This is a genomic window from Cytobacillus oceanisediminis (assembly GCF_022811925.1).
In the GTDB taxonomy this organism is placed as follows: domain Bacteria; phylum Bacillota; class Bacilli; order Bacillales; family Cytobacillaceae; genus Cytobacillus; species Cytobacillus oceanisediminis_D.
This window is the reverse complement of the sequence record NZ_CP065511.1, coordinates 4,118,251-4,137,637: the sequence shown is the minus strand read 5'-3', so window position 1 is coordinate 4,137,637 and position 19,387 is coordinate 4,118,251. Positions and strand designations below refer to the sequence as shown.

The 19,387-nt window shown below is 41.9% G+C and carries 21 protein-coding genes; 20 read left to right on the top strand and 1 reads right to left on the bottom strand.

The window, feature by feature from the left end:
* From IRB79_RS20710 to IRB79_RS20670, 9 genes are all read left to right on the top strand, one after another.
* Positions 1-1,263: a tetratricopeptide repeat protein gene (locus IRB79_RS20710; protein WP_243504604.1), complete on the top strand. Its 1,263-nt coding sequence runs from the start codon at positions 1-3 to the stop codon at positions 1,261-1,263.
* 89 nt (positions 1,264-1,352) lie between these two features.
* Positions 1,353-1,898 carry a ReoY family proteolytic degradation factor gene (locus IRB79_RS20705; protein WP_243504603.1) on the top strand — a complete coding sequence of 182 codons (546 nt, stop codon included), beginning with the start codon at positions 1,353-1,355 and terminating at the stop codon, positions 1,896-1,898.
* Between the two features lie 124 nt (positions 1,899-2,022).
* The gene (locus tag IRB79_RS20700) at positions 2,023-2,487 is read left to right on the top strand and encodes a YpiF family protein (RefSeq protein ID WP_243504601.1); all 465 of its coding nucleotides are present in this window, start codon (positions 2,023-2,025) and stop codon (positions 2,485-2,487) included.
* 149 nt (positions 2,488-2,636) lie between these two features.
* Positions 2,637-3,143, top strand: a complete 507-nt coding sequence (locus IRB79_RS20695) for a Rieske (2Fe-2S) protein (RefSeq protein ID WP_243504599.1) — start codon at positions 2,637-2,639, stop codon at positions 3,141-3,143.
* A 3-nt stretch (positions 3,144-3,146) separates the two neighbouring features.
* Positions 3,147-3,821 (top strand): menaquinol-cytochrome c reductase cytochrome b subunit, encoded by a 675-nt coding sequence (gene qcrB, locus IRB79_RS20690; RefSeq protein WP_035330156.1) that lies wholly within the window; start codon positions 3,147-3,149, stop codon positions 3,819-3,821.
* 43 nt (positions 3,822-3,864) lie between these two features.
* Complete coding sequence (locus IRB79_RS20685) at positions 3,865-4,632, top strand: menaquinol-cytochrome c reductase cytochrome b/c subunit (protein ID WP_243504597.1); 768 nt, start codon at positions 3,865-3,867, stop codon at positions 4,630-4,632.
* Between the two features lie 123 nt (positions 4,633-4,755).
* Positions 4,756-5,352, top strand: a complete 597-nt coding sequence (locus IRB79_RS20680) for a lipoprotein heptaprenylglyceryl N-acetyltransferase LhaT (RefSeq protein ID WP_243504595.1) — start codon at positions 4,756-4,758, stop codon at positions 5,350-5,352.
* Positions 5,353-5,498: 146 nt separating this feature from the next.
* Entirely contained in the window at positions 5,499-6,275 is a 777-nt protein-coding gene (ypjB, locus tag IRB79_RS20675) for a sporulation protein YpjB (protein WP_243504593.1), read from the top strand.
* Between the two features lie 303 nt (positions 6,276-6,578).
* Positions 6,579-7,259 carry a zinc metallopeptidase gene (locus IRB79_RS20670; protein WP_243504591.1) on the top strand — a complete coding sequence of 227 codons (681 nt, stop codon included), beginning with the start codon at positions 6,579-6,581 and terminating at the stop codon, positions 7,257-7,259.
* Between the two features lie 104 nt (positions 7,260-7,363).
* On the opposite strand, the gene IRB79_RS20665 is transcribed toward IRB79_RS20670, so the two are convergent.
* Complete coding sequence (locus IRB79_RS20665; protein ID WP_221878189.1) at positions 7,364-8,236, bottom strand: YitT family protein; 873 nt, start codon at positions 8,234-8,236, stop codon at positions 7,364-7,366.
* Positions 8,237-8,453: 217 nt separating this feature from the next.
* Here IRB79_RS20665 and IRB79_RS20660 point away from each other — a divergent pair, with 217 nt between their 5' ends.
* From IRB79_RS20660 to dinG, 11 genes are all read left to right on the top strand, one after another.
* A complete protein-coding gene (locus IRB79_RS20660) occupies positions 8,454-8,786 on the top strand; it encodes a nucleotide pyrophosphohydrolase (RefSeq protein ID WP_243504589.1) in 333 nt (110 codons plus the stop codon).
* 14 nt (positions 8,787-8,800) lie between these two features.
* Positions 8,801-9,604, top strand: coding sequence for a 4-hydroxy-tetrahydrodipicolinate reductase (gene dapB / locus IRB79_RS20655; protein WP_243504587.1), 804 nt, complete (start codon positions 8,801-8,803; stop codon positions 9,602-9,604).
* Positions 9,605-9,618: 14 nt separating this feature from the next.
* Positions 9,619-10,041 carry a methylglyoxal synthase gene (gene mgsA / locus IRB79_RS20650; RefSeq protein ID WP_009332725.1) on the top strand — a complete coding sequence of 141 codons (423 nt, stop codon included), beginning with the start codon at positions 9,619-9,621 and terminating at the stop codon, positions 10,039-10,041.
* Positions 10,028-10,744 (top strand): bacillithiol biosynthesis deacetylase BshB1, encoded by a 717-nt coding sequence (bshB1, locus tag IRB79_RS20645; RefSeq protein ID WP_243504585.1) that lies wholly within the window; start codon positions 10,028-10,030, stop codon positions 10,742-10,744. The genes mgsA and bshB1 overlap by 14 nt, the downstream gene beginning before the upstream one ends.
* Positions 10,741-11,886, top strand: coding sequence for an N-acetyl-alpha-D-glucosaminyl L-malate synthase BshA (gene bshA, locus IRB79_RS20640; protein ID WP_243504583.1), 1,146 nt, complete (start codon positions 10,741-10,743; stop codon positions 11,884-11,886). Before bshB1 ends, bshA begins: the two co-directional genes overlap by 4 nt.
* Positions 11,883-13,091, top strand: coding sequence for a CCA tRNA nucleotidyltransferase (locus IRB79_RS20635; protein WP_243504582.1), 1,209 nt, complete (start codon positions 11,883-11,885; stop codon positions 13,089-13,091). The genes bshA and IRB79_RS20635 overlap by 4 nt, the downstream gene beginning before the upstream one ends.
* Positions 13,064-14,047: a biotin--[acetyl-CoA-carboxylase] ligase gene (locus IRB79_RS20630; RefSeq protein WP_243504580.1), complete on the top strand. Its 984-nt coding sequence runs from the start codon at positions 13,064-13,066 to the stop codon at positions 14,045-14,047. Before IRB79_RS20635 ends, IRB79_RS20630 begins: the two co-directional genes overlap by 28 nt.
* Before the next feature lie 269 nt (positions 14,048-14,316).
* A complete protein-coding gene (gene panB / locus IRB79_RS20625; protein WP_243504577.1) occupies positions 14,317-15,153 on the top strand; it encodes a 3-methyl-2-oxobutanoate hydroxymethyltransferase in 837 nt (278 codons plus the stop codon).
* Positions 15,150-16,007, top strand: a complete 858-nt coding sequence (gene panC / locus IRB79_RS20620) for a pantoate--beta-alanine ligase (RefSeq protein WP_243504575.1) — start codon at positions 15,150-15,152, stop codon at positions 16,005-16,007. The genes panB and panC overlap by 4 nt, the downstream gene beginning before the upstream one ends.
* A gap of 14 nt (positions 16,008-16,021) precedes the next feature.
* A complete protein-coding gene (gene panD / locus IRB79_RS20615) occupies positions 16,022-16,405 on the top strand; it encodes an aspartate 1-decarboxylase (protein ID WP_243504573.1) in 384 nt (127 codons plus the stop codon).
* A 173-nt stretch (positions 16,406-16,578) separates the two neighbouring features.
* Positions 16,579-19,377: an ATP-dependent DNA helicase DinG gene (dinG, locus tag IRB79_RS20610; RefSeq protein ID WP_243504572.1), complete on the top strand. Its 2,799-nt coding sequence runs from the start codon at positions 16,579-16,581 to the stop codon at positions 19,375-19,377.
* Positions 19,378-19,387 lie beyond the last annotated feature (10 nt).

The window sequence follows — 19,387 nt, the reverse complement described above, 5'->3', positions numbered from 1 at the left end:
ATGGATAAAGTAAATAAAATCATTACTCTTTTAGAAAACGGTCATCACGAAGAAGCATTGGAGAGCTATCAGCAAATACTGCTGGATGGTTCACATGAAGAAAGGTTCCTGCTGGCAGAAGAACTGTTCCAGTATGGATTCCTTGAGGAATCAAAAGCATTATATGAACGTCTTCTGGAAGCATATCCGGAAGAAGGGGAACTGCTCGTTCTGTTAGCTGAAACACATATTGATCTGGGAAATGAAGAGGAAGCCATCCTCGTCCTTGAAAGAATAAATGAGCATGATCCAAGCTTTCCGCAGTCGCTTCTCCTATTAGCAGACCTTTATCAAATGGATGGTCTATTCGAGGTCAGCGAACAAAAACTGCTGAAAGCAAAAGAAATATTGCCTGATGAAGTAATTGTAGATTTTGCTTTGGGGGAACTTTATGCAGAGCAGGGAAGGTTCCTGGAAGCAAAGCGGATTTACGAAAATGTTCTCGGGAAAGAGGAAGTCATTGCAGGCATAAATGTAAATCAGAGAATGGGGGATATTCTCAGCGCAGGAGGGGCATTTGAAGAAGCCCTTCCATATTACGAAAAAGCGCTTGATGATAAACTGGAGATTAATACCCTTTTCAGCTATGCTTTTACAGCGCTGCAAGCTGGCTTTAACCGTACAGCAATTGAAAAATTGACAGAACTGAAGGAACTGGACCCCGAGTATCATTCACTGTATTTATACCTTGCCCAGGCATACGAGCGGGAGGAAGAGGCTGGAAAAGGTCTTGAAGCGGTAAAGGAAGGCTTAAAACAGGACGATTTTAATAAAGAACTATTCTTCTATGGCGGTAAGCTCGCCCTGAAAAATGGCAATGAAAAAGAAGCTGAAGATATGTTCAGGCAGGCTCTTGCACTGGATCCTGAATATGTCCAGGCAGCCATTTATATAAATAAACTGCTTCTCCAGCAGGAAAGATATGAAGATGTAATCGAGATCACTGATATTTTGAACGAGCTTGAAGAGCCGCAGCTTATATGGGATTCAGCTGTTGCCTTTCAGCATACTGAAGAATATTCAGAGGCATTAAACAAATATCAGCTTGCATATACTTTCTTTAAACAGCAGCCTGATTTTCTTTCAGATTACGGATATTTTTTAGCAGAGGAAGGAAAAAGGGAAGAGGCTGCCGAAATTTTTAATACACTAATCAAACTGGAGCCAGGCAATGAAGAGTATCTCGATGTTCTGGAAAGACTCACAGATGATTTTCTTGCTTAAATGAGGAAGCTGCTTTTATAAGCGAATGGTGCCCTTATTGTAATTTCAGTTAGGCCAAATTTGTCTGTAAGCAGAGGAGGGAATCAAAAATGGCGACCCCTGTATCTGTCAACGAGAAGAAAGATTTTATCCGCTGGTTTTTAAACCATTATCAGCTCAAAAGAAGAGAATGCGTATGGATTCTCAATTATTTGATGAGCCATGACCAGCTTATGGAGAAAGTGCATTTTGTGGAGCAGGCACAGTATTGTCCAAGAGGCCTGATCATGTCCACCCATTGTGTGGATGAAGTTCCTTTCCGTTTTTATAAAGAGAATGTAATGACCACAGACGCGGAGAAGTCCTTCCATGATATCCGCTTAAACAGGGATGAAGAGATTTACATTCAGCTTAATTTCCATGCTTCCAACAAGGCACATCAGTATGCAGCGGTTATGGAGGAAAACCCCTTTATGCCAAAAACACTCCAGATTAATGAAAAGGACCGGCTGATCGCGGAAAGGTTCCTGACAGAAAGCCTGGAGAAGTTCAGAAGAGAAAAACTCCTTGAGCTGATTGATGAAGCATTGGATAAGCAGGATAAAAAAGCTTTTAACATTTTGACTCAGCAGCTGAATAGAATAGAAACAACCTAAGCCTTGCTTTTATAAAAGCAGGGCTCTTATTTTGTCAGCGCCCTTATAGCGTAATCTGATTTGAAGCACTCTAATCATTAATGATATATTAAGGGAGGCAAAAATATGTAATGGAGTGAATGATATGAAATGGGTATCACAGGATATCGAAATGTTCCTTAAAGAAAAGCAATATGTAGACACTGCAGTTCTGCCGCTCCTTCCAGTATCATTTGGCGATGATATCAAACAGTCTGTAGCCATGACAGAATTTATATCGCTTCTAAGTGTGCAGCTTGAACGGCAATTCAGAGGCCGCCTGATCATGCTTCCTGGCTATGCCTATCTGAAATCAGCAGGGGAAGACAGCCTGCTCAGCGGCTTGGGCAAATGGGAAGCAGAATTGAAGGCACAGGGGTTTAATCACATATTCCTTCTAACTTCAGACAGCATGTGGAAATCACTTGAAGACCGCTTGGAAGGAGGTTTGATTTGGCTGCCATCCCTGCCTCTTGAGCATATGGATGAAAACTATCGAAATTCCATTCTGGATGACCAGGTGAAGCAGCTGTTGAATTTATTCGTGCAAAAGTGGCAAAATGGTGAATAGTGCGAATGTTAAGTCGCTCTATTTACATGTTTCGCCAAAGGATTATATTGACCTTACATAAAGATTGATATATCATTGTTATGTCCTAGTTTTATATTGTGTTGAATTTTGTCCGTTGGACTTAACTTCATAATAGAGGGGGGAAAAGTATGAGCAAAAATCGAGTTTCTAGACGTCAATTCCTAAACTATACACTTACTGGTGTAGGCGGTTTCATGGCAGCTGGCATGCTGATGCCGATGGTCCGTTTTGCGGTCGATCCTGTATTGCAGGCAGCTGGTGAGAGTGATTTTATCCCAACAAAGCAAAAAGTGGCTGAAATTACTGAAACGCCAACAAGGATTGATTACACATTTGAACAGCAGGATGCTTGGTACACATCCGAAGTTACCGGCACTGCTTGGGTTTATAAGGATGAAAAAGGTGAAATTGTAGCATTGTCTCCAGTATGTAAGCATTTAGGGTGCGTAGTTGACTGGAATACTGACAAATCAAACCCTGATCATTTCTACTGCCCTTGCCATGGCGGCCTTTATACAAAGGATGGGACAAACGTTCCAGGTACACCGCCGGTTGCAGCGCTAGATGTATTTCCTTACACAGAAAAAGACGGCTTTTTGTATTTAGGCAAGGCTGAACCGCGAAAGGAGGCGTAATAATTGTTAAACAAAATTTATGATTGGGTAGATGAACGTTTAGATATTACGCCGATTTGGCGGGATATTGCCGACCACGAAGTTCCTGAACATGTAAACCCTGCACATCATTTCTCTGCATTCGTTTACTGTTTTGGCGGTCTGACGTTCTTTGTAACTGTAATTCAAATTTTATCCGGTATGTTCCTGACAATGTATTATGTTCCGGATATTAAAAATGCCTGGGAATCCGTGTATTATCTTCAGAACCATGTTGCATTTGGACAAATTGTCCGCGGAATGCACCACTGGGGGGCAAGTTTGGTAATCGTAATGATGTTCCTACATACGTTACGTGTTTTCTTCCAGGGAGCTTATAAGAAGCCCCGTGAATTAAACTGGGTTGTCGGAGTGCTTATATTCTTCATTATGCTTGCACTTGGACTCACAGGTTACTTATTGCCTTGGGATATGAAAGCCCTTTTCGCTACAAAAGTAACAATCCAGATCGTAGAATCAACTCCGCTGATTGGAGAATATCTGAAAATACTTATTGCCGGACATTCTGATATTGTCGGCGCTCAGACTATCACCCGATTCTTTGCCATCCATGTATTCTTCTTACCGGCTGCACTATTCGGGTTAATGGCTGCCCACTTTATTATGATTCGTAAACAGGGTATTTCAGGACCGTTGTAAGAAATAATTTTTTGATCATTGCAAAAGGAGGGGAAATCGCCCAATGCATCGTGGTAAAGGTATGAAATTCGTAGGTGACTCTCGTGTTCCTGCAGAACGCAAACCGAATATCCCGAAAGACTATTCGGAATATCCAGGAAAAACAGAAGCATTCTGGCCAAACTTCCTATTAAAGGAATGGATGGTAGGGGCTGTATTCCTTATCGGTTTCCTATGCTTGACAATTGCGCATGAGCCGCCATTAGAAAAAATTGCTGATCCTAGTGATACAGCTTATATCCCGCTGCCAGACTGGTACTTCCTGTTCTTGTACCAGCTTCTGAAATACAGCTATGCTTCTGGACCTTATAATGCAATCGGTGCTTTCATTATTCCAGGTCTTGCATTCGGAGCTTTGCTGCTTGCACCATTCATAGACCGCGGACCTGAACGCCGTCCGTCCAAGCGTCCTTTAGCAACTGGCTTCATGTTATTGGCTCTAGCCGGCATCACTTTCCTGACTTGGGAGTCGGTTGCACATCATGATTGGGAAGCAGCAGCACAGCAAGGTAAGATTGTGGCTGAAGTAGAGTTTGATAAAGAGGACGAAGGCTACAAGATTTTTGAAGCGAACGGCTGTATTTCCTGCCACGGAGGAGATCTTCAGGGTGGAGCAGGTTCACCTGCACTTGTTGACACTGGGTTAACACCTGAAGAAGTTGCTGACATTGCTAAAAACGGTAAAGGCGCCATGCCTGCCGGAATGTTCAAAGGCACTGATGAAGAACTTCAAAAGCTTGCTGAGTTTATTTCTGGCCTTGAAAGCAAATAATTTGTAAAGAAGCTGGCATTGCCAGCTTCTTTTTTATGCACATAAATTGTTCGGTTTTTTTTACAGGCATTTGGTGTGGTAAAATAATGAAATAATCGTGTACATAGAGAAGGAGAACAAAATATGAAATGGATCTATCCTTTATTAGGCAGCAGAGCTATGCTGATACTGCTTCTGATCATTAACACGGCAGGCACAATTTATGGATATATATGGTATAAGTGGCAGCTTGTCGATACACCGCCAATTTTCTTGCTTTTCGTACCGGACAGTCCTACAGCGAGCCTGTTTTTTATGTTTGTGCTAATCGCCTTTCTATTGGGCAAAAATTGGCCGCTGTTTGAAGCATTAGCTATTGTGACCCTTATTAAATACGGAATATGGGCAGTGGTTATGAATTTGCTCGTTTTTCAGGTGACAGGTGAATTGGATCCTGTTGCTCTCATGCTGATCTTCTCGCATGGTGCAATGGCAGTTCAGGGTGTTCTGTATGCACCTTTCTACCGTTTTAAAGTATGGCATCTTGTTTTAACAGGAATCTGGACTCTTCATAATGATGTAATTGATTACGTCTTTTTCATGCTGCCGCGCTATCCTATTTTAGATCTTTACACACCGCAAATCGGCTATTTTACATTTTGGCTCAGTATTTTTTCATTAGGAACCGCTTATTACTTCGCCTTAAGAAAGAATCGGTTCAGTCTGGATATAGTGAAATAGTACTCCAAATAACTTGATCCAAACCATTGAGTGTTTTGGGTCCTTGTATTTGAAAGAAATAACCTTGCTAAGGTAAATAATTTCTGGTCTAACCTTGTCCCTCTTTTCATATTTATCTAATAGTAATTTGAGGGGGGACAAGTTTAATGAGGCGAAAAGTAATCGCATTCTTATTCATTATTATGTTATTGCCTGGAATGGTGTCTGCAGATAAGACAACACAAATAGATAAATTAGACCAATTATCTAATGAAGCCTTACAGATGGTTAAGCTCCATAGGTATGAGGATGCCAAGAAGCTATTGGAGTATTTTTCCGAGCAATTTGTTGCTGTGAATGGCAAGGAAAGGCCATTTACAATGGACGAACTGCGGATTATTACCGTCTCTCATGATGATGCTGTACAAGCTGCTGTCAATACATCAATGAGCCATGAAGAAAGGCTGAACCATGCAACAAAATTCCGCCTTGTAATGGATGCAATCTCCTCAAAATATCAGCCTTTATGGACCGAAATGGAGAAGCCGATTATGACGGTATTTGGAGAAGTTAAGGAAGCCGCATACAGCGGAAATAACGAGAACTTTCATTCACATTTGAATTCCTTTTTGTCTTTATATGAGGTTATTTATCCCAGTTTAAAAATTGATGTTGATGCAGAAAAAGTACAAAAACTGAACGCCCGCATTAATTTTATCGATCACTATCGGCCGCAGGTGCTTTCCCAGCAGGCAAGTCAGCAGGAACTCGCTGCATTGGAAAATGATCTGCAGACAATCTTTGATGAAATGACAGAAGATGAAACAGATCCATCCCTTTGGTGGGTGATCATTTCAACAGGGAGCATTATCATCATTACATTATCTTACGTAGGCTGGAGAAAATATAAGGGAGACAGGGCAAGACAAAAAAACAGATCTTAATAAGAAAAGCGGAAGCACCTTGCTCACCCCCGACAAGCACAAGACGAGCCTCACGGAAAGGCGTTCTTTGCCTTTTTGGGGGGATCGGCTTGTGACCTCGAGGGGGTAGGTGCTGGAGCTAGACAGGCCTCGAAATTCAAAAATTTCTACACTCTTATCTTTGAACAAAAAGAATAATTGAGCGTCTTTTCCGTTTTGCAATAAAGGGAAAGGGGAAAAAGATAGTTAGAAGGAATCGTATGCTGGAGATATGAAAGCCAGCCGTTAAAATTCAACATGATCAGCTTGATGGGAGGTAATAAAATGGGAGGATATCTCATTTATTTTGCAATAATTATTCTTGTTCCGCTCTGGGCGCAAATGAAAGTAAAGGGAGCTTACAGCAAATATTCAAAAGTTCCTTCATCCACGCAAATGAGAGGTGCTGAAGTAGCCAGAAGAATTCTGGATGAAAATGGCTTATATAACGTTGGCGTGGAGGAAACCAGGGGACATTTAACAGACCATTATGATCCGCGTTCTAAGACTGTCAGGCTATCAGCAGCAAATTATCACGGCCATTCAGTGGCGGCTGCAGCTATTGCGGCTCATGAGGTTGGCCATGCAATCCAGGATAATCAGGATTATGCTTTTCTGCGTTTTCGCCATGCGCTGGTGCCTGTTGCGAATCTTGGTTCAAACTTCTCCTGGATTCTGATCATGATCGGTTTTTTTGCAGGGTTGAGCGGAATGGTGCTGCTGGGAATTATCTTTATGGCAGCTGCAGTGATATTCCAGGTAATCACTCTTCCAGTGGAGTTCAATGCTTCTAATCGTGCGATGGATCAGGTAGTGTCCCTCGGAATTATCAGAAACGATGAAGAAAGAGAAACAAAAAAAGTATTGAATGCAGCTGCATTGACATATGTGGCGGCAGCAGCTGTTGCAGTGCTGGAATTGCTGCGCTTAATCCTTATTTACACAGGTATGACAAGATCAGAGTAAGAAAAACGGAAGGTGCCTGGAGCTAGACAGTAAAAAAGCCGGCTAGCTGGCTTTTTTTTTGCCAAAAAAAGAGATGCCCATTATAACATCTCCTGGAACTATTTTTAGCGTTCAACCGGCTTTTTATTTTCATCCAAAGTAAAGCCTTCCCCCAGTACGTCATGGACAGCTGTAACCGAAACAAATGCATGCGGATCAACAGCTGTAATGACATTTTTCAAACGCACAATTTCATTACGGCCAACTACACAATAGAGCACTTCCCGCTCTTTCTTGGTGAAGGAGCCGTGGCCTTTTAACACAGTGACACCCCGGTCCATTTCTTTCATGATTTTATCGGCAATGGCATCATTTTGTTCTGAAATAATCATCGCTCCCCTTGCTGCATAGGCGCCCTCTTGCATAAAATCAATTACTTTGGCACCGATAAAAACAGCGACAAGAGTATACATTGCTTCCCTATAATCCAAATATGTAATTAAAGAAAGTGCTATAACAAAAAAGTCAAAAATGAACATCGTTTTTCCCATGCTGACCCCTGCGTACTTATGGGTAAGCCGCGCAATTATATCCACTCCGCCTGTTGTGCCCCCATACCTGAAAATGGTCCCAAGTCCAATCCCGATAAAGACTCCGGCGAATAGAGAAGCAAGAGTTAAATCCTCTTTTAAAGGCATTTCGATCTGGTATCGCTGAAAAATCCATAAGAAAATGGACACACCGACCGTTCCGATGATCGTGTAAACAAAAACATTCCTGCCAAGAAGTTTCCACCCTATAAAGAATAGGGGGATATTTAGCAGCAAGTTTGTATAAGAAGGGTCCCATTTGAACAGGAAATATAAGAGCAGCGTTATCCCGGTGAATCCGCCTTCAGCCAAATTATTCTGCATATTAAAATGAACAAGGCCCCACGAAAAAATGGCCGCACCAAGCAAAATGAAAAAAATATTCTTAAACTTTAACCCAAAAAGCATATTATCCCTCCACTGCCTGAATATCACAATACCAAAGCGTATCTAATTATATAAGATACAGAATATAAGAGCAATGACCTTTCCGGACAAGAAGGCACAGGGGAATCAATTAAGCGCGATGATAAAAAATATTTGTAAAATAGCCGATCTTTAGCTTAACATGAAAAGTGATAAACTCCGTATATAGATACACCTATTAAAAGCAGAGGTGAAATAAATGCAAACAGCAAAAACAATCAAAGATATGCAAACAGAAGTAGACTCATACATAAGCCAATTTAAAGAAGGTTATTTCAGTCCATTGGCCATGCTGGCAAGAATGACAGAAGAACTTGGGGAACTATCCAGGGAAGTGAACCATCACTATGGTGAAAAACCCAAAAAATCCACCGAAGAAGAAAAGGCTATCGAAGAAGAGCTTGGAGATATGCTCTTTGTTCTAATATGCTTTGCTAATTCCTTAAATATTGACTTGGAAGAAGCGCACGATCGTGTCATGAAAAAATTCAGCACACGGGATAAAGACAGATGGACAAGAATTGAAGAATAGAAGGAGAGAGGACAATGGATAAAGTTAAAGTTGTTATAGCGGGACCGCGGGGGCGAATGGGAAGCGAAGCAGTCCAGCTGGTTAATCGTACAGAAAACTATGAAATAGCTGCTGTAATCGACCATAAAAATGGCGGGGGTTATCTTGGCGATTTTGAAGGATTCTCACAGTTTGGCCAAATTCCGGTATACACAGATCTTGCTCTATGCTTTCAGGAACTAAAACCGGATGTGCTTATCGATTTGACCACTCCGGAAGTAGGAATGTTCCACACAAAAACTGCCCTGGAGTATGGTGTAAGGCCAGTTGTTGGAACAACAGGCTTTTCGCAGGAAAATCTGAAAGAGCTTGAAGAACTTTGCCAGGAAAAAGGAATCGGCTGCATTATCGCCCCAAACTTTGCACTTGGTGCTGTATTAATGATGAAATTCTCACAATTGGCAGGAAGATATTTTAACGATGTGGAAATTATAGAGCTGCACCATGACCAGAAATTGGATGCTCCATCTGGGACTGCAGTGAAAACAGCGGAAATGATTGCTGATGTAAGAGCGAAAAAGGAGCAGGGGCACTCACAGGAGAAGGAAACGATTCCTGGTGCAAGAGGCGCAAATTTTGATGGCATGCATATACACTCTGTACGCTTGCCAGGCCTGATTGCCCATCAGCAGGTTATGTTCGGTTCTGAAGGACAAACATTGACCATCCGTCACGACTCCTATAACAGGGCTTCCTTTATGTCTGGAGTAAAGCTTGCTGTTGATACAGTTTTAAAAATTGATACTCTCGTCTACGGCCTCGAAAATATTATCGATTAGGAAGGGGTGCCAACATGAATATTGCCTTAATTGCCCATGATAAGAAAAAGGATGATATTGTAAGATTTGCGATCGCCTATAAATCTATTCTTGCTGAACATACCCTTTATGCTACTGGAACAACTGGGTCACGTATCATGAAAGAAACTGGCCTTTCCATTCATCGTTTTCAGTCTGGACCACTTGGCGGGGACCAGGAAATTGGTGCTTTAATTGCCAACAATAAAATGGATGTTGTATTTTTCTTCAGAGATCCTCTGACTGTTCAGCCTCATGAGCCGGATGTCTCAGCTTTGGTGCGCCTCTGTGATGTATATGCCGTCCCATTGGCGACTAATATGGGAACTGCTGAAATTATTATTAAAGGCCTGGAACGCAATGATTTATCATGGAGGAATATTGTAAGTGAAAAAGGTGACATGAATGAACCTGGATAATCTTGATATTCTGGCATTTGGTGCGCATGCTGATGATGTTGAAATCGGCATGGGCGGAACAATTGCCAAATTTGCCTCGATTGGAAAAAAGATTGGAATATGCGACTTGACCCAGGCCGAGCTTTCTTCTAATGGGACGGTTGAAATCCGTAAAGAGGAATCACTAAAAGCAGCTGAAATTCTGGGGGTTAGTGTCCGGGAGACTCTTAATCTGCCGGACAGGAGTTTATATTTTAACCAGGAGTACATAAAAAAGATTGCTGAAATGATCCGTAAATACAAGCCTGCTCTTGTGTTTGCGCCTTATATGGAGGACAGGCATCCTGACCATGGACATTGTGCCCGTCTGGTGGAAGAAGCCGTCTTTTCGGCCGGAATCAGGAAGTATGTAACAGGCGGCAATTTTGCTCCTCATAAGGTGAAAAGCCTGCACTTTTACATGATAAATGGTTTCCATAAGCCTGACTTCCTTATCGATATCTCAGCTTTTATGGATAAAAAAGCTGCAGGACTGGAGTCTTATCGAAGTCAATTTACAAAAAGCCCTGGTTCATTTGATACACCGCTTGTCAACGGTTATATTGAGACTGTTGCAGCGAGGGAAAGCCTATTTGGAAAACAGGCAGGGGTGGAATATGCAGAGGGTTTTAAAGTGAATAAACCCTTAGTGGTTAATATGGATATATTCGGTGGAGAATTATGAGAAAAAAATTAAAAATAGGTATCACCTGCTATCCTACGGTGGGAGGATCAGGTGTTGTGGCAACAGAACTGGGTAAAATGCTGGCCGAAAAAGGCCATGAAATACATTTTATTTCTTCAAGCCTCCCTTTTAGACTGAAAAGGATGTACCCTAATATTTTTTATCACCAGGTAGATGTAAATCAATACTCTGTGTTCCAATATGCTCCTTACGATATCGCGCTTGCAAGTAAAATGGCAGAAGTGATAAAACGCGAAGGACTTGACCTTCTTCATGTGCATTATGCAATTCCGCATGCAGTTTGTGCGATTCTGGCTAAGCAGATGAGCGGCACGGATATTAAGATTGTTACGACCCTTCATGGAACAGATATTACAGTTCTCGGGTATGATCCATCCCTGACAGATGCGATCCGTTTCGGTATCGAAAAGTCTGATGGCGTTACAGCGGTATCCAATGCGCTCATTACGCAAACTTATGATCTGATCAAGCCTGATAAATCAATAAAAGCGGTTTATAACTTTATAGATGAAAGAATATACAAGAAAACCGATTCTGCTTATCTTAAAGAAGAATATGGCATAAAAGCGGATGAGAAGGTTATCATCCATGTTTCCAATTTCCGCGGTGTAAAGCGGGTGCCTGATGTTGTTAAGGCTTTTGCAAAAATCATGGAAGAAGTTCCTTCCAAGCTGCTATTAGTAGGAGACGGACCGGAAATGACCGTTATATGCAGGCTGGTGAATGATCTGCAGCTTAAAGATAAAGTCTTGTTTTTGGGAAAACAGGATAATCTGGAGGAGCTATACAGCATCAGTGATTTAATGCTCTTATTATCCGAAAAGGAAAGCTTTGGACTTGTTGCTCTCGAGGCAATGGCATGCGGAGTGCCATGCATCGGCACTAATGTCGGGGGAATTCCAGAAGTAATCAGCGACGGTGAGACTGGTTATATTTGTACTCTGGGGGATATAACTGATATCTCACGAAAAGCAATTAAACTGCTTAAGGATGAGCTCCTTCTTAAAAGGTTTGCTTCCCAATCCATTTCACTTGCAAAAGACAGGTTCAGTGCCGGCCAGATTGTCATTCAATATGAAGAGTTTTATTATGAACTTTTGGAAAAAGGTGACCTTGGATGAATGAAGCTTTTTTAAAGGCAGTTCCTGTGCTCGAGGATATAGAAGCGGCAGGCTATGAGGCCTATTTTGTTGGAGGTTCTGTCAGGGATCATATCCTTGGTAAAGAAATTGCGGACGTCGATATTGCCACTTCCGCTGCCCCTGAGGAAGTAAAAACTATATTTTCAAGAACACTTGATGTGGGCATTGAGCATGGCACTGTGGTTGTCCTATATAATGGAATACCCTATGAAATTACAACTTTCAGGACAGAGGCTGAATATCTGGATTTTAGGCGGCCTTCAGAGGTTCAATTTATCAGATCTCTGGAAGAGGATTTGAAAAGAAGAGATTTTACGATGAACGCCATTGCCATGGATAAGGAAGGGCGGCTTATTGATCCCTTTAACGGCAGGGGCGCTATAGAGGAAAAAAGGATATGTACCGTTGGACAGCCTGCTGAGAGATTTACTGAAGATGCACTTCGAATGATGAGGGCAGTCCGCTTTTTTAGTCAGCTTGCATTCGAAATTGAAAAAAAAACTTATGATGCTTTGGCATCTTTGGCTCATTTACTTGAAAACATTGCAGTGGAAAGAAAGCTGGCAGAATTCGAAAAGCTATTAGCAGGAACCAGCCGGATGAAGGCTCTTAAGGTCATTGGGGAAACAGGATTGTCTAAGTATCTGCCAAATATGTCTGGCTTCCAAAAGGAATTAATGCAGGCAGAAGATTATAATGCAGCTGAACTGACAGTGGATGAAATGTGGGCCTTTCTTGCATGCATCTTTGATTTGGGCGAGTCGCAGGCTGAAGCCTTTTTTAAAAGCTGGAAACTGCCTGTAAAGAAAATAAAAAAGATATTGGCAATTAATAGATGGATTCGATATAGAGCCAAAAACAAGTGGGATTCCCATTCCCTTTACCAGGCAGGGTGCGTTTCACTAAACGCCGAGCGGGTTCGCAACGTAATCGTGCATGAGGACTCAAGCACGGGAACCGATATGCTGGTGAGTCAATATAATTCCCTGCCGATTAAAGAGAGAAGCGATCTTCAGCTTACTGGAGATAACCTGATGGATTGGTTTGGCAAACCTCCTGGCCCCTGGATCAAAGCGGAGCTTGAAAAAACGGAGAAAGCTGTCTTGCGCGGCGAATTGAATAATAGCAATGAATCCATAAGGGAGTGGCTCATAAATTGCAATCAGAAATTAGGAAAAAATTGATTGATGCTTTTACGAAAAGCAAGGAGGAATACCTTTCTGGCCAGTATTTAGCCGACCTGATTGGCTGTTCAAGAACGGCTGTATGGAAGCATATTGAAGAGCTGAGGAAAGAAGGTTTTGAACTGGAAGCGGTCAGAAGAAAAGGATATCGGATTACGAAAACACCTGAAAAGGTTACTCCTGATGAAATCAGGCTGGGTCTGCAGACTGAAACACTTGGCCGTCAAATTCATCATGAAGAAAGTGTTGACTCAACACAGAAGATTGCCCACCGCCTTGCGTACGAAGGTGCGCAGGAAGGAACAGTCGTCATTGCGGAAGAACAGCTGTCAGGCAGGGGAAGAATGGACAGGAGATGGCATTCCCCAAAATCAACAGGCGTATGGATGAGTGTTATCCTGAGGCCGAACATTCCACCTCCGAAAGCACCGCAGCTTACGCTCATTACAGCAGTGGCTGTTGTACAGGCGATTGAAGAGCTGACAGATTTAACACCGCAAATTAAATGGCCGAATGATATATTAATGAACGGGAAAAAAGTTACGGGAATCCTGACTGAACTGCAGGCGGATGCAGACCGCATTATTTCAATAATCATCGGCATTGGAATCAATGTTAACCAGGAGCTTGATGATTATCCAGATGAACTTAAAGACATTGCCACTTCTTTATCCATTGAAAAAGGCGAAAAGCTTTCCAGAGCGGAGCTGATTAGAGTATTGCTGGGCAAACTGGAAGACCTTTATAAACTGTATTTAGATAAAGGCTTCTATCCGATTAAGCTTTTATGGGAGAGTTATGCTGTCAGCATTGGTAAGAACCTTACTGCAAGAACTATTACCGGCAGCATATATGGCAAGGCTCTTGGAATTACAGAAGATGGAGTCCTGATGATTGAAGACAGCAGCGGAAAGGTCCATCACGTCTATTCTGCGGACATTGAGCTGGAAGTCTAATTTGCACGCCTAAAATTTTTATAGCCAATTCTTTTGCCTTTTTGATATACTTTTTATGGGCAGTATCCTTAAAAGAACTGCACCTTTTTGCAAGAATCATAAAATTAATAGATATCTGCCTAGATCCAAAAAATGGACCGGGACAGAGGGATGAACTGATATATGAGCTATTGCAAAATCCTTCTGCCTTCAGAAGGATTTTTTTAATGTTCTGTTTTTTAACTCATTTGGAAGTTTTATTGCCTCTTCCTGCATAAGGAGGACGAATAATGAAGCAAACAACTGATTTTCTAAAAATGAAGGAAAATGAAGAGAAAATTGTCATGCTGACCGCTTATGATTTCCCTGCTGCCAAACAGGCCGAAATGGCCAATGTGGACATGATTCTTGTGGGGGACTCGCTTGGGATGGTAGTGCTGGGATATGATTCAACCGTTCCTGTTACAATGGAGGATATGATACATCATGGAAAAGCTGTCAAGCGAGGAGCAAAAAATACATTCATTGTGATTGATATGCCGTTTATGAGCTATCATTTGTCCGCAAAAGATACACTTATAAATGGAGCAAGGCTTATTCAGGAAACAGGAGCACATGCTGTTAAGCTTGAAGGCGGTGATGAAGTCGCACAACATATCGGAGCGTTAACAAAAGCAGGCATTCCTGTTGTTGCCCACCTGGGCCTGACACCACAATCCGTGGGGGTCCTGGGCGGATACAAAGTCCAGGGGAAAAACGCTGAAGCAGCCAGAAAGCTGATTGATGATGCCAGGGAATGTGAGAGGGCTGGAGCTTTCGCTCTTGTCCTCGAGTGTGTTCCAAAACAGCTGGCAAAGCAGATTACTGAAGAATTGACGATTCCTGTCATTGGGATCGGTGCCGGCAAGAATACAGATGGACAGGTTCTTGTTTACCATGATGTATTGGGATACGGTGTAGAGCGTGTTCCCAAGTTTGTGAAACAGTATGAAAACCTGAACCCGATTATCGGCGATAGCCTTGCGGCTTATTCTGCAGAAGTGAAGAACGGATCATTTCCTGATGATTCCCATTCTTTCAAGATGAAAGAGGAAGAGCTGCAGAGCTTGTATGGAGGAAAAGCATGAGAACGATTAACAAAATAAGAGAAATGCAAAGTATTGCTTTACAGCTTAAGAGGGAAGGAAAGACAATCGGCTTCGTCCCTACTATGGGTTATTTGCATGAAGGCCATCTTTCCTTATTAAGTGCCGCCAGAAAAGAAAATGATGTGACAGTGGTAAGCATTTTTGTCAATCCGCTTCAATTCGGCCCTAAAGAAGATCTAGCGACATATCCCAGGGATTTTCAGCGTGACAGCAGCCTTGCAGAGAAAGATGGGAATGACTACATCTTCTTTCCTTCAGCAGAGGAAATGTATCCTGTGACTCCATCTGTAACAGCCAAAGTACAGGACCGAACGGATGTTTTATGCGGAAAATCCAGGCCGGGACATTTCGATGGTGTTGCAACGGTCCTTATAAAGCTCTTTAACATTGTACAGCCTGATAAAGTATATTTTGGGATGAAGGATGCTCAGCAGGTGGCCGTTGTTGATGGACTAGTAAGAGATTTCAATATTCCAGTGGAAATTGTCCCTGTTCAGACGGTCCGGGAAGAAGATGGCCTGGCTAAGAGCTCAAGGAACGTACATCTTCTTCCGGCAGAACGCGACCAGGCAACAGCTCTCCATCAAAGTCTTAAGGTGGCGGAGTCCGCTATAGCTGAAGGGGAGCATGATCCTCAAAGGATTCTCGCACGCATGAGGGAATTCATTAAAAAAAATACAAGCGGGGAAATAGATTATATTGAAATTCTATCCTATCCGCATCTTAAACAGCTTTCCCGACTGGAAGGTAAAATCATCATCGCAATGGCCGTTAAATTCTCAAAGGCCCGTTTAATAGATAACGCTATAATATCAGTGAAAAAAGAAAGCTAAGGGAGGAAGGCAGCATGTTTCGCACCATGATGAATGGCAAGATCCATCGTGCAACAGTAACAGAAGCCAATCTTAATTATGTTGGCAGCATCACTATCGATACGGACATTATTGAAGCAGTAGGAATGGCTCCCAATGAGAAAGTTCAAATTGTTAATAATAACAATGGGGCAAGATTTGAAACCTATATTATACCCGGTGAAAGAGGGAGCGGCGTAATCTGCGTGAATGGTGCAGCTGCACGCCTTGTTCAGGAAGGGGATATTGTCATTATCATTTCATATGCTCTCGTTCCTGATGAAAAGGTGCCTTATCATGAACCAAAGGTAGCGATAATGGACAGCACCAATCGGATCGCTGACATGATACATGCAGAGCCGGAAAGTACAGTTTTATAATTAGAGTTTTATAAAGTGCTGAACTCCTATGGAGATTCAGCTCTTTTTTATAATCAGCAGTGAATAACGGCATAGTTCAGGTGGAAGAAAAATAATAAGGGTAAAGCTATTTGCCTTTTTCTTTTTCCGTTTTTATGATACCGTTTGAATGACTGAATATAGAGGTGTTAGCCATGGGTAATAAATATGTTGTAGTGGATTTGGAAACAACCGGGAACGCCCCGAAAAAAGGCGATAAAATGATACAATTCGCTGCTGTGGTGATTGAAAACGGAAAAATCACAGAGGAATACTCCTCACTTGTAAACCCGGAGCAATCCATCCCCCCTTTCATAGAAGAACTGACAGGATTGTCAGATGAAATGGTCGAGAATGCCCCGCTCTTTTCGGAAATTGCCCCTAAAGTCTTGACTTTGCTTGAGGGTGCCTATTTTGTGGCTCATAATGTTTTATTTGATTTATCTTTTTTACAGGAAGAATTAATTGAGGCAGGATATAATGGGTTTTACGGTCCTGTTCTTGATACAGTTGAGATGGCCCGTATTCTTTTTCCGACCGCAGATAGCTTTAAATTATCTGATCTTGCACTCCGGGAAGGCCTTAATCATGAACGTCCCCATCAGGCAGACAGTGATGCGATTGTGACTGCTGAGCTCCTGTTAATATTATTAAACAAGTTTAAGAACCTTCCCCAAAACACCATAGAACAGCTGCATAAGCTGTCTGGAGGCTTAAAGAGTGATCTTGATATATTATTGGACGAGCTCATTGTTGTTAATGAAAGTAAGATTGGGTATTTAGCTGATGAAATTGAAGTTCACAGAGGGATTGCTTTGAAAAAAGAGATGAAACCACTGGAATCTCCAGGCTCCGAATTTCAGGGCTTTCCATACAGTGATGAGGAAAAACAGGAAATGTTCATTAAAGCTTTCCCTGCTTATGAAAAAAGGCAAGGCCAGTTTATAATGATGGATTCGGTTTATGGAGCGTTCAAAAATAAACAGCATGCATTAATAGAGGCAGGCACTGGTGTTGGGAAATCTTTAGCATATCTTGTTCCATCGGCTGTGTATGCAAAGGAAAGCGGAAGAACTGTCCTTATCAGTACATATACAACACAGCTGCAGGAACAGCTGCTGACGAAGGATGTTCCTTTGCTGCAAAAGATGCTGTCGTTCCCGCTTAAAGCTGTATTGCTGAAGGGGAGAAGCCACTATATCAGCCTTGCGAAGTTTGTTCAAACGTTAAGAGATGATGAAGATAATTATGATACAACCCTCAGCAAAATGCAGATTCTTGTCTGGCTCCTGGAGACTGACACAGGAGATATTGATGAATTGAACCTCTCAAGCGGCGGGATGATTTACTGGAGCAGGATAAAGAATGATGAAACAGCTTTTTTGCAGGATAAGTCGTGGATTTCCAGAGATTTTTATCTGAGGGCAAGAAAGGATGCACAAAAGGCAGATATTATTATTACGAATCATTCACTGCTTTTAACGGATCTTACAGCAGAGAATGTTATTTTGCCTGAATTCAGCCATGTGGTTATCGATGAGGGGCATCATTTTGTTAAGGCTTCAGGGAAACATTTTGGCAACAAGCTTGATTATCTATCAGTTCGGCTGATGCTTGGACAAATTGGATTATTTGAACAGAAACAGCTATATTATAAGCTTGAAAAGCTGGTGGAAGAAAAAGCAGAGACACCTGATGATTGCATGAATTCTTTTGAAATCAACCAAATAATAGCTGATATTATTCATGAAATGGATGAGTTGTTTAGAGTTATAGCGATTTATGCTAAAAAATATACAAAAGCAAAAAAAAGCGTAAATCGAATTACGGTCCGATTTAAAAGTGCTGCTAACAAGGAGACGAATGCTGTATTAGCGAGTGCCGAACGTTTTGGATTTATGCTAAAGGAATTGATCCAAGGCTTAGACAGCCGTGTATGCGCAGTTTCAAATATTGAATCAGCTCTTTCTTTTGAGGAAAAGGCATTAATGGAGGAAGTGGCTTCCATTTTGGATGATCTGAGGGGTATGTATGAGGACTTAAACCATATCTTTCACTTGCCGTCCCCGGAATTTGTTGTTTGGATTGAGATGGATACGCGATCTGCACAAAATGCCACAACTGTTTATGCACAGCCTGTATCGGTTTCTGAATATCTTAATGAACAATTCTTCAGCCAAAAGGAAAGTGCGGTCATTACATCTGCTACTTTATCTGTAAAAAATTCTTTCAGTTTTATTCTCAAGGAACTAGGGCTTGAGGAACAGCAATGCATTCTGAAGCAAATTCAATCTCCTTTTGATTATCAGAGGCAGGTTAAGCTCGTGGTTTCTGATGATTTGCCTGAAGTTAATGCAGTACCGCTCGAGGAGTATGTGGCATCTATTACTGAGCATATAATTTCAATTGCGGAAGCAGCGAAAGGAAGAATGCTGATTCTTTTCACTTCGCATGAGATGTTAAGGAGAACCTATGAGCTTATTAAGGAATCACGTTTCCTGGAGGACTATGCTCTCATTGCCCAGGGTGTTACAAGCGGAAGCCGATCAAGGCTTACGAGGAACTTTCAGAGATTTGATAAAGCCATTCTTTTAGGGACAAGCAGCTTTTGGGAAGGTGTGGATATCCCGGGTGAGGATCTTTCCTGCCTTGTTATTGTCAGACTGCCTTTTTCACCCCCAGATGAACCGATGTCACAGGCGAAAAATGAGCAAATTGCAAAAGAAGGAAAAAATCCGTTTTCCGAATACTCATTGCCCGAAGCAGTTATCCGCTTTAAACAAGGTGTCGGGAGATTAATCAGAACAAGTTCGGATAGAGGAGTCATCGTGATATTTGACCGGAGAATTATCACTGCAAGGTATGGAAAGGCATTTCTGGATTCTATTCCGCCTATTCCTGTCCAGAAAAGTAATATTGATGAAATTGTCGAATTAATTTATACTTGGCTGTAAAAAGTTCCGG

Bases quoted from the DNA above. Each gene is read 5' to 3' on its own strand.
- IRB79_RS20710 (WP_243504604.1), top strand. From the start codon at position 1: ATGGATAAAGTAAATAAAATCATTACTCTTTTAGAAAACGGTCATCAC.
- IRB79_RS20705 (WP_243504603.1), top strand. From the start codon at position 1,353: ATGGCGACCCCTGTATCTGTCAACGAGAAGAAAGATTTTATCCGCTGG.
- IRB79_RS20700 (WP_243504601.1), top strand. From the start codon at position 2,023: ATGAAATGGGTATCACAGGATATCGAAATGTTCCTTAAAGAAAAGCAA.
- IRB79_RS20695 (WP_243504599.1), top strand. From the start codon at position 2,637: ATGAGCAAAAATCGAGTTTCTAGACGTCAATTCCTAAACTATACACTT.
- IRB79_RS20685 (WP_243504597.1), top strand. From the start codon at position 3,865: ATGCATCGTGGTAAAGGTATGAAATTCGTAGGTGACTCTCGTGTTCCT.
- IRB79_RS20680 (WP_243504595.1), top strand. From the start codon at position 4,756: ATGAAATGGATCTATCCTTTATTAGGCAGCAGAGCTATGCTGATACTG.
- ypjB (WP_243504593.1), top strand. From the start codon at position 5,499: ATGAGGCGAAAAGTAATCGCATTCTTATTCATTATTATGTTATTGCCT.
- IRB79_RS20670 (WP_243504591.1), top strand. From the start codon at position 6,579: ATGGGAGGATATCTCATTTATTTTGCAATAATTATTCTTGTTCCGCTC.
- IRB79_RS20665 (WP_221878189.1), bottom strand. From the start codon at position 8,236: ATGCTTTTTGGGTTAAAGTTTAAGAATATTTTTTTCATTTTGCTTGGT.
- IRB79_RS20660 (WP_243504589.1), top strand. From the start codon at position 8,454: ATGCAAACAGCAAAAACAATCAAAGATATGCAAACAGAAGTAGACTCA.
- dapB (WP_243504587.1), top strand. From the start codon at position 8,801: ATGGATAAAGTTAAAGTTGTTATAGCGGGACCGCGGGGGCGAATGGGA.
- mgsA (WP_009332725.1), top strand. From the start codon at position 9,619: ATGAATATTGCCTTAATTGCCCATGATAAGAAAAAGGATGATATTGTA.
- bshB1 (WP_243504585.1), top strand. From the start codon at position 10,028: ATGAACCTGGATAATCTTGATATTCTGGCATTTGGTGCGCATGCTGAT.
- bshA (WP_243504583.1), top strand. From the start codon at position 10,741: ATGAGAAAAAAATTAAAAATAGGTATCACCTGCTATCCTACGGTGGGA.
- IRB79_RS20635 (WP_243504582.1), top strand. From the start codon at position 11,883: ATGAATGAAGCTTTTTTAAAGGCAGTTCCTGTGCTCGAGGATATAGAA.
- panB (WP_243504577.1), top strand. From the start codon at position 14,317: ATGAAGCAAACAACTGATTTTCTAAAAATGAAGGAAAATGAAGAGAAA.
- panC (WP_243504575.1), top strand. From the start codon at position 15,150: ATGAGAACGATTAACAAAATAAGAGAAATGCAAAGTATTGCTTTACAG.
- panD (WP_243504573.1), top strand. From the start codon at position 16,022: ATGTTTCGCACCATGATGAATGGCAAGATCCATCGTGCAACAGTAACA.
- dinG (WP_243504572.1), top strand. From the start codon at position 16,579: ATGGGTAATAAATATGTTGTAGTGGATTTGGAAACAACCGGGAACGCC.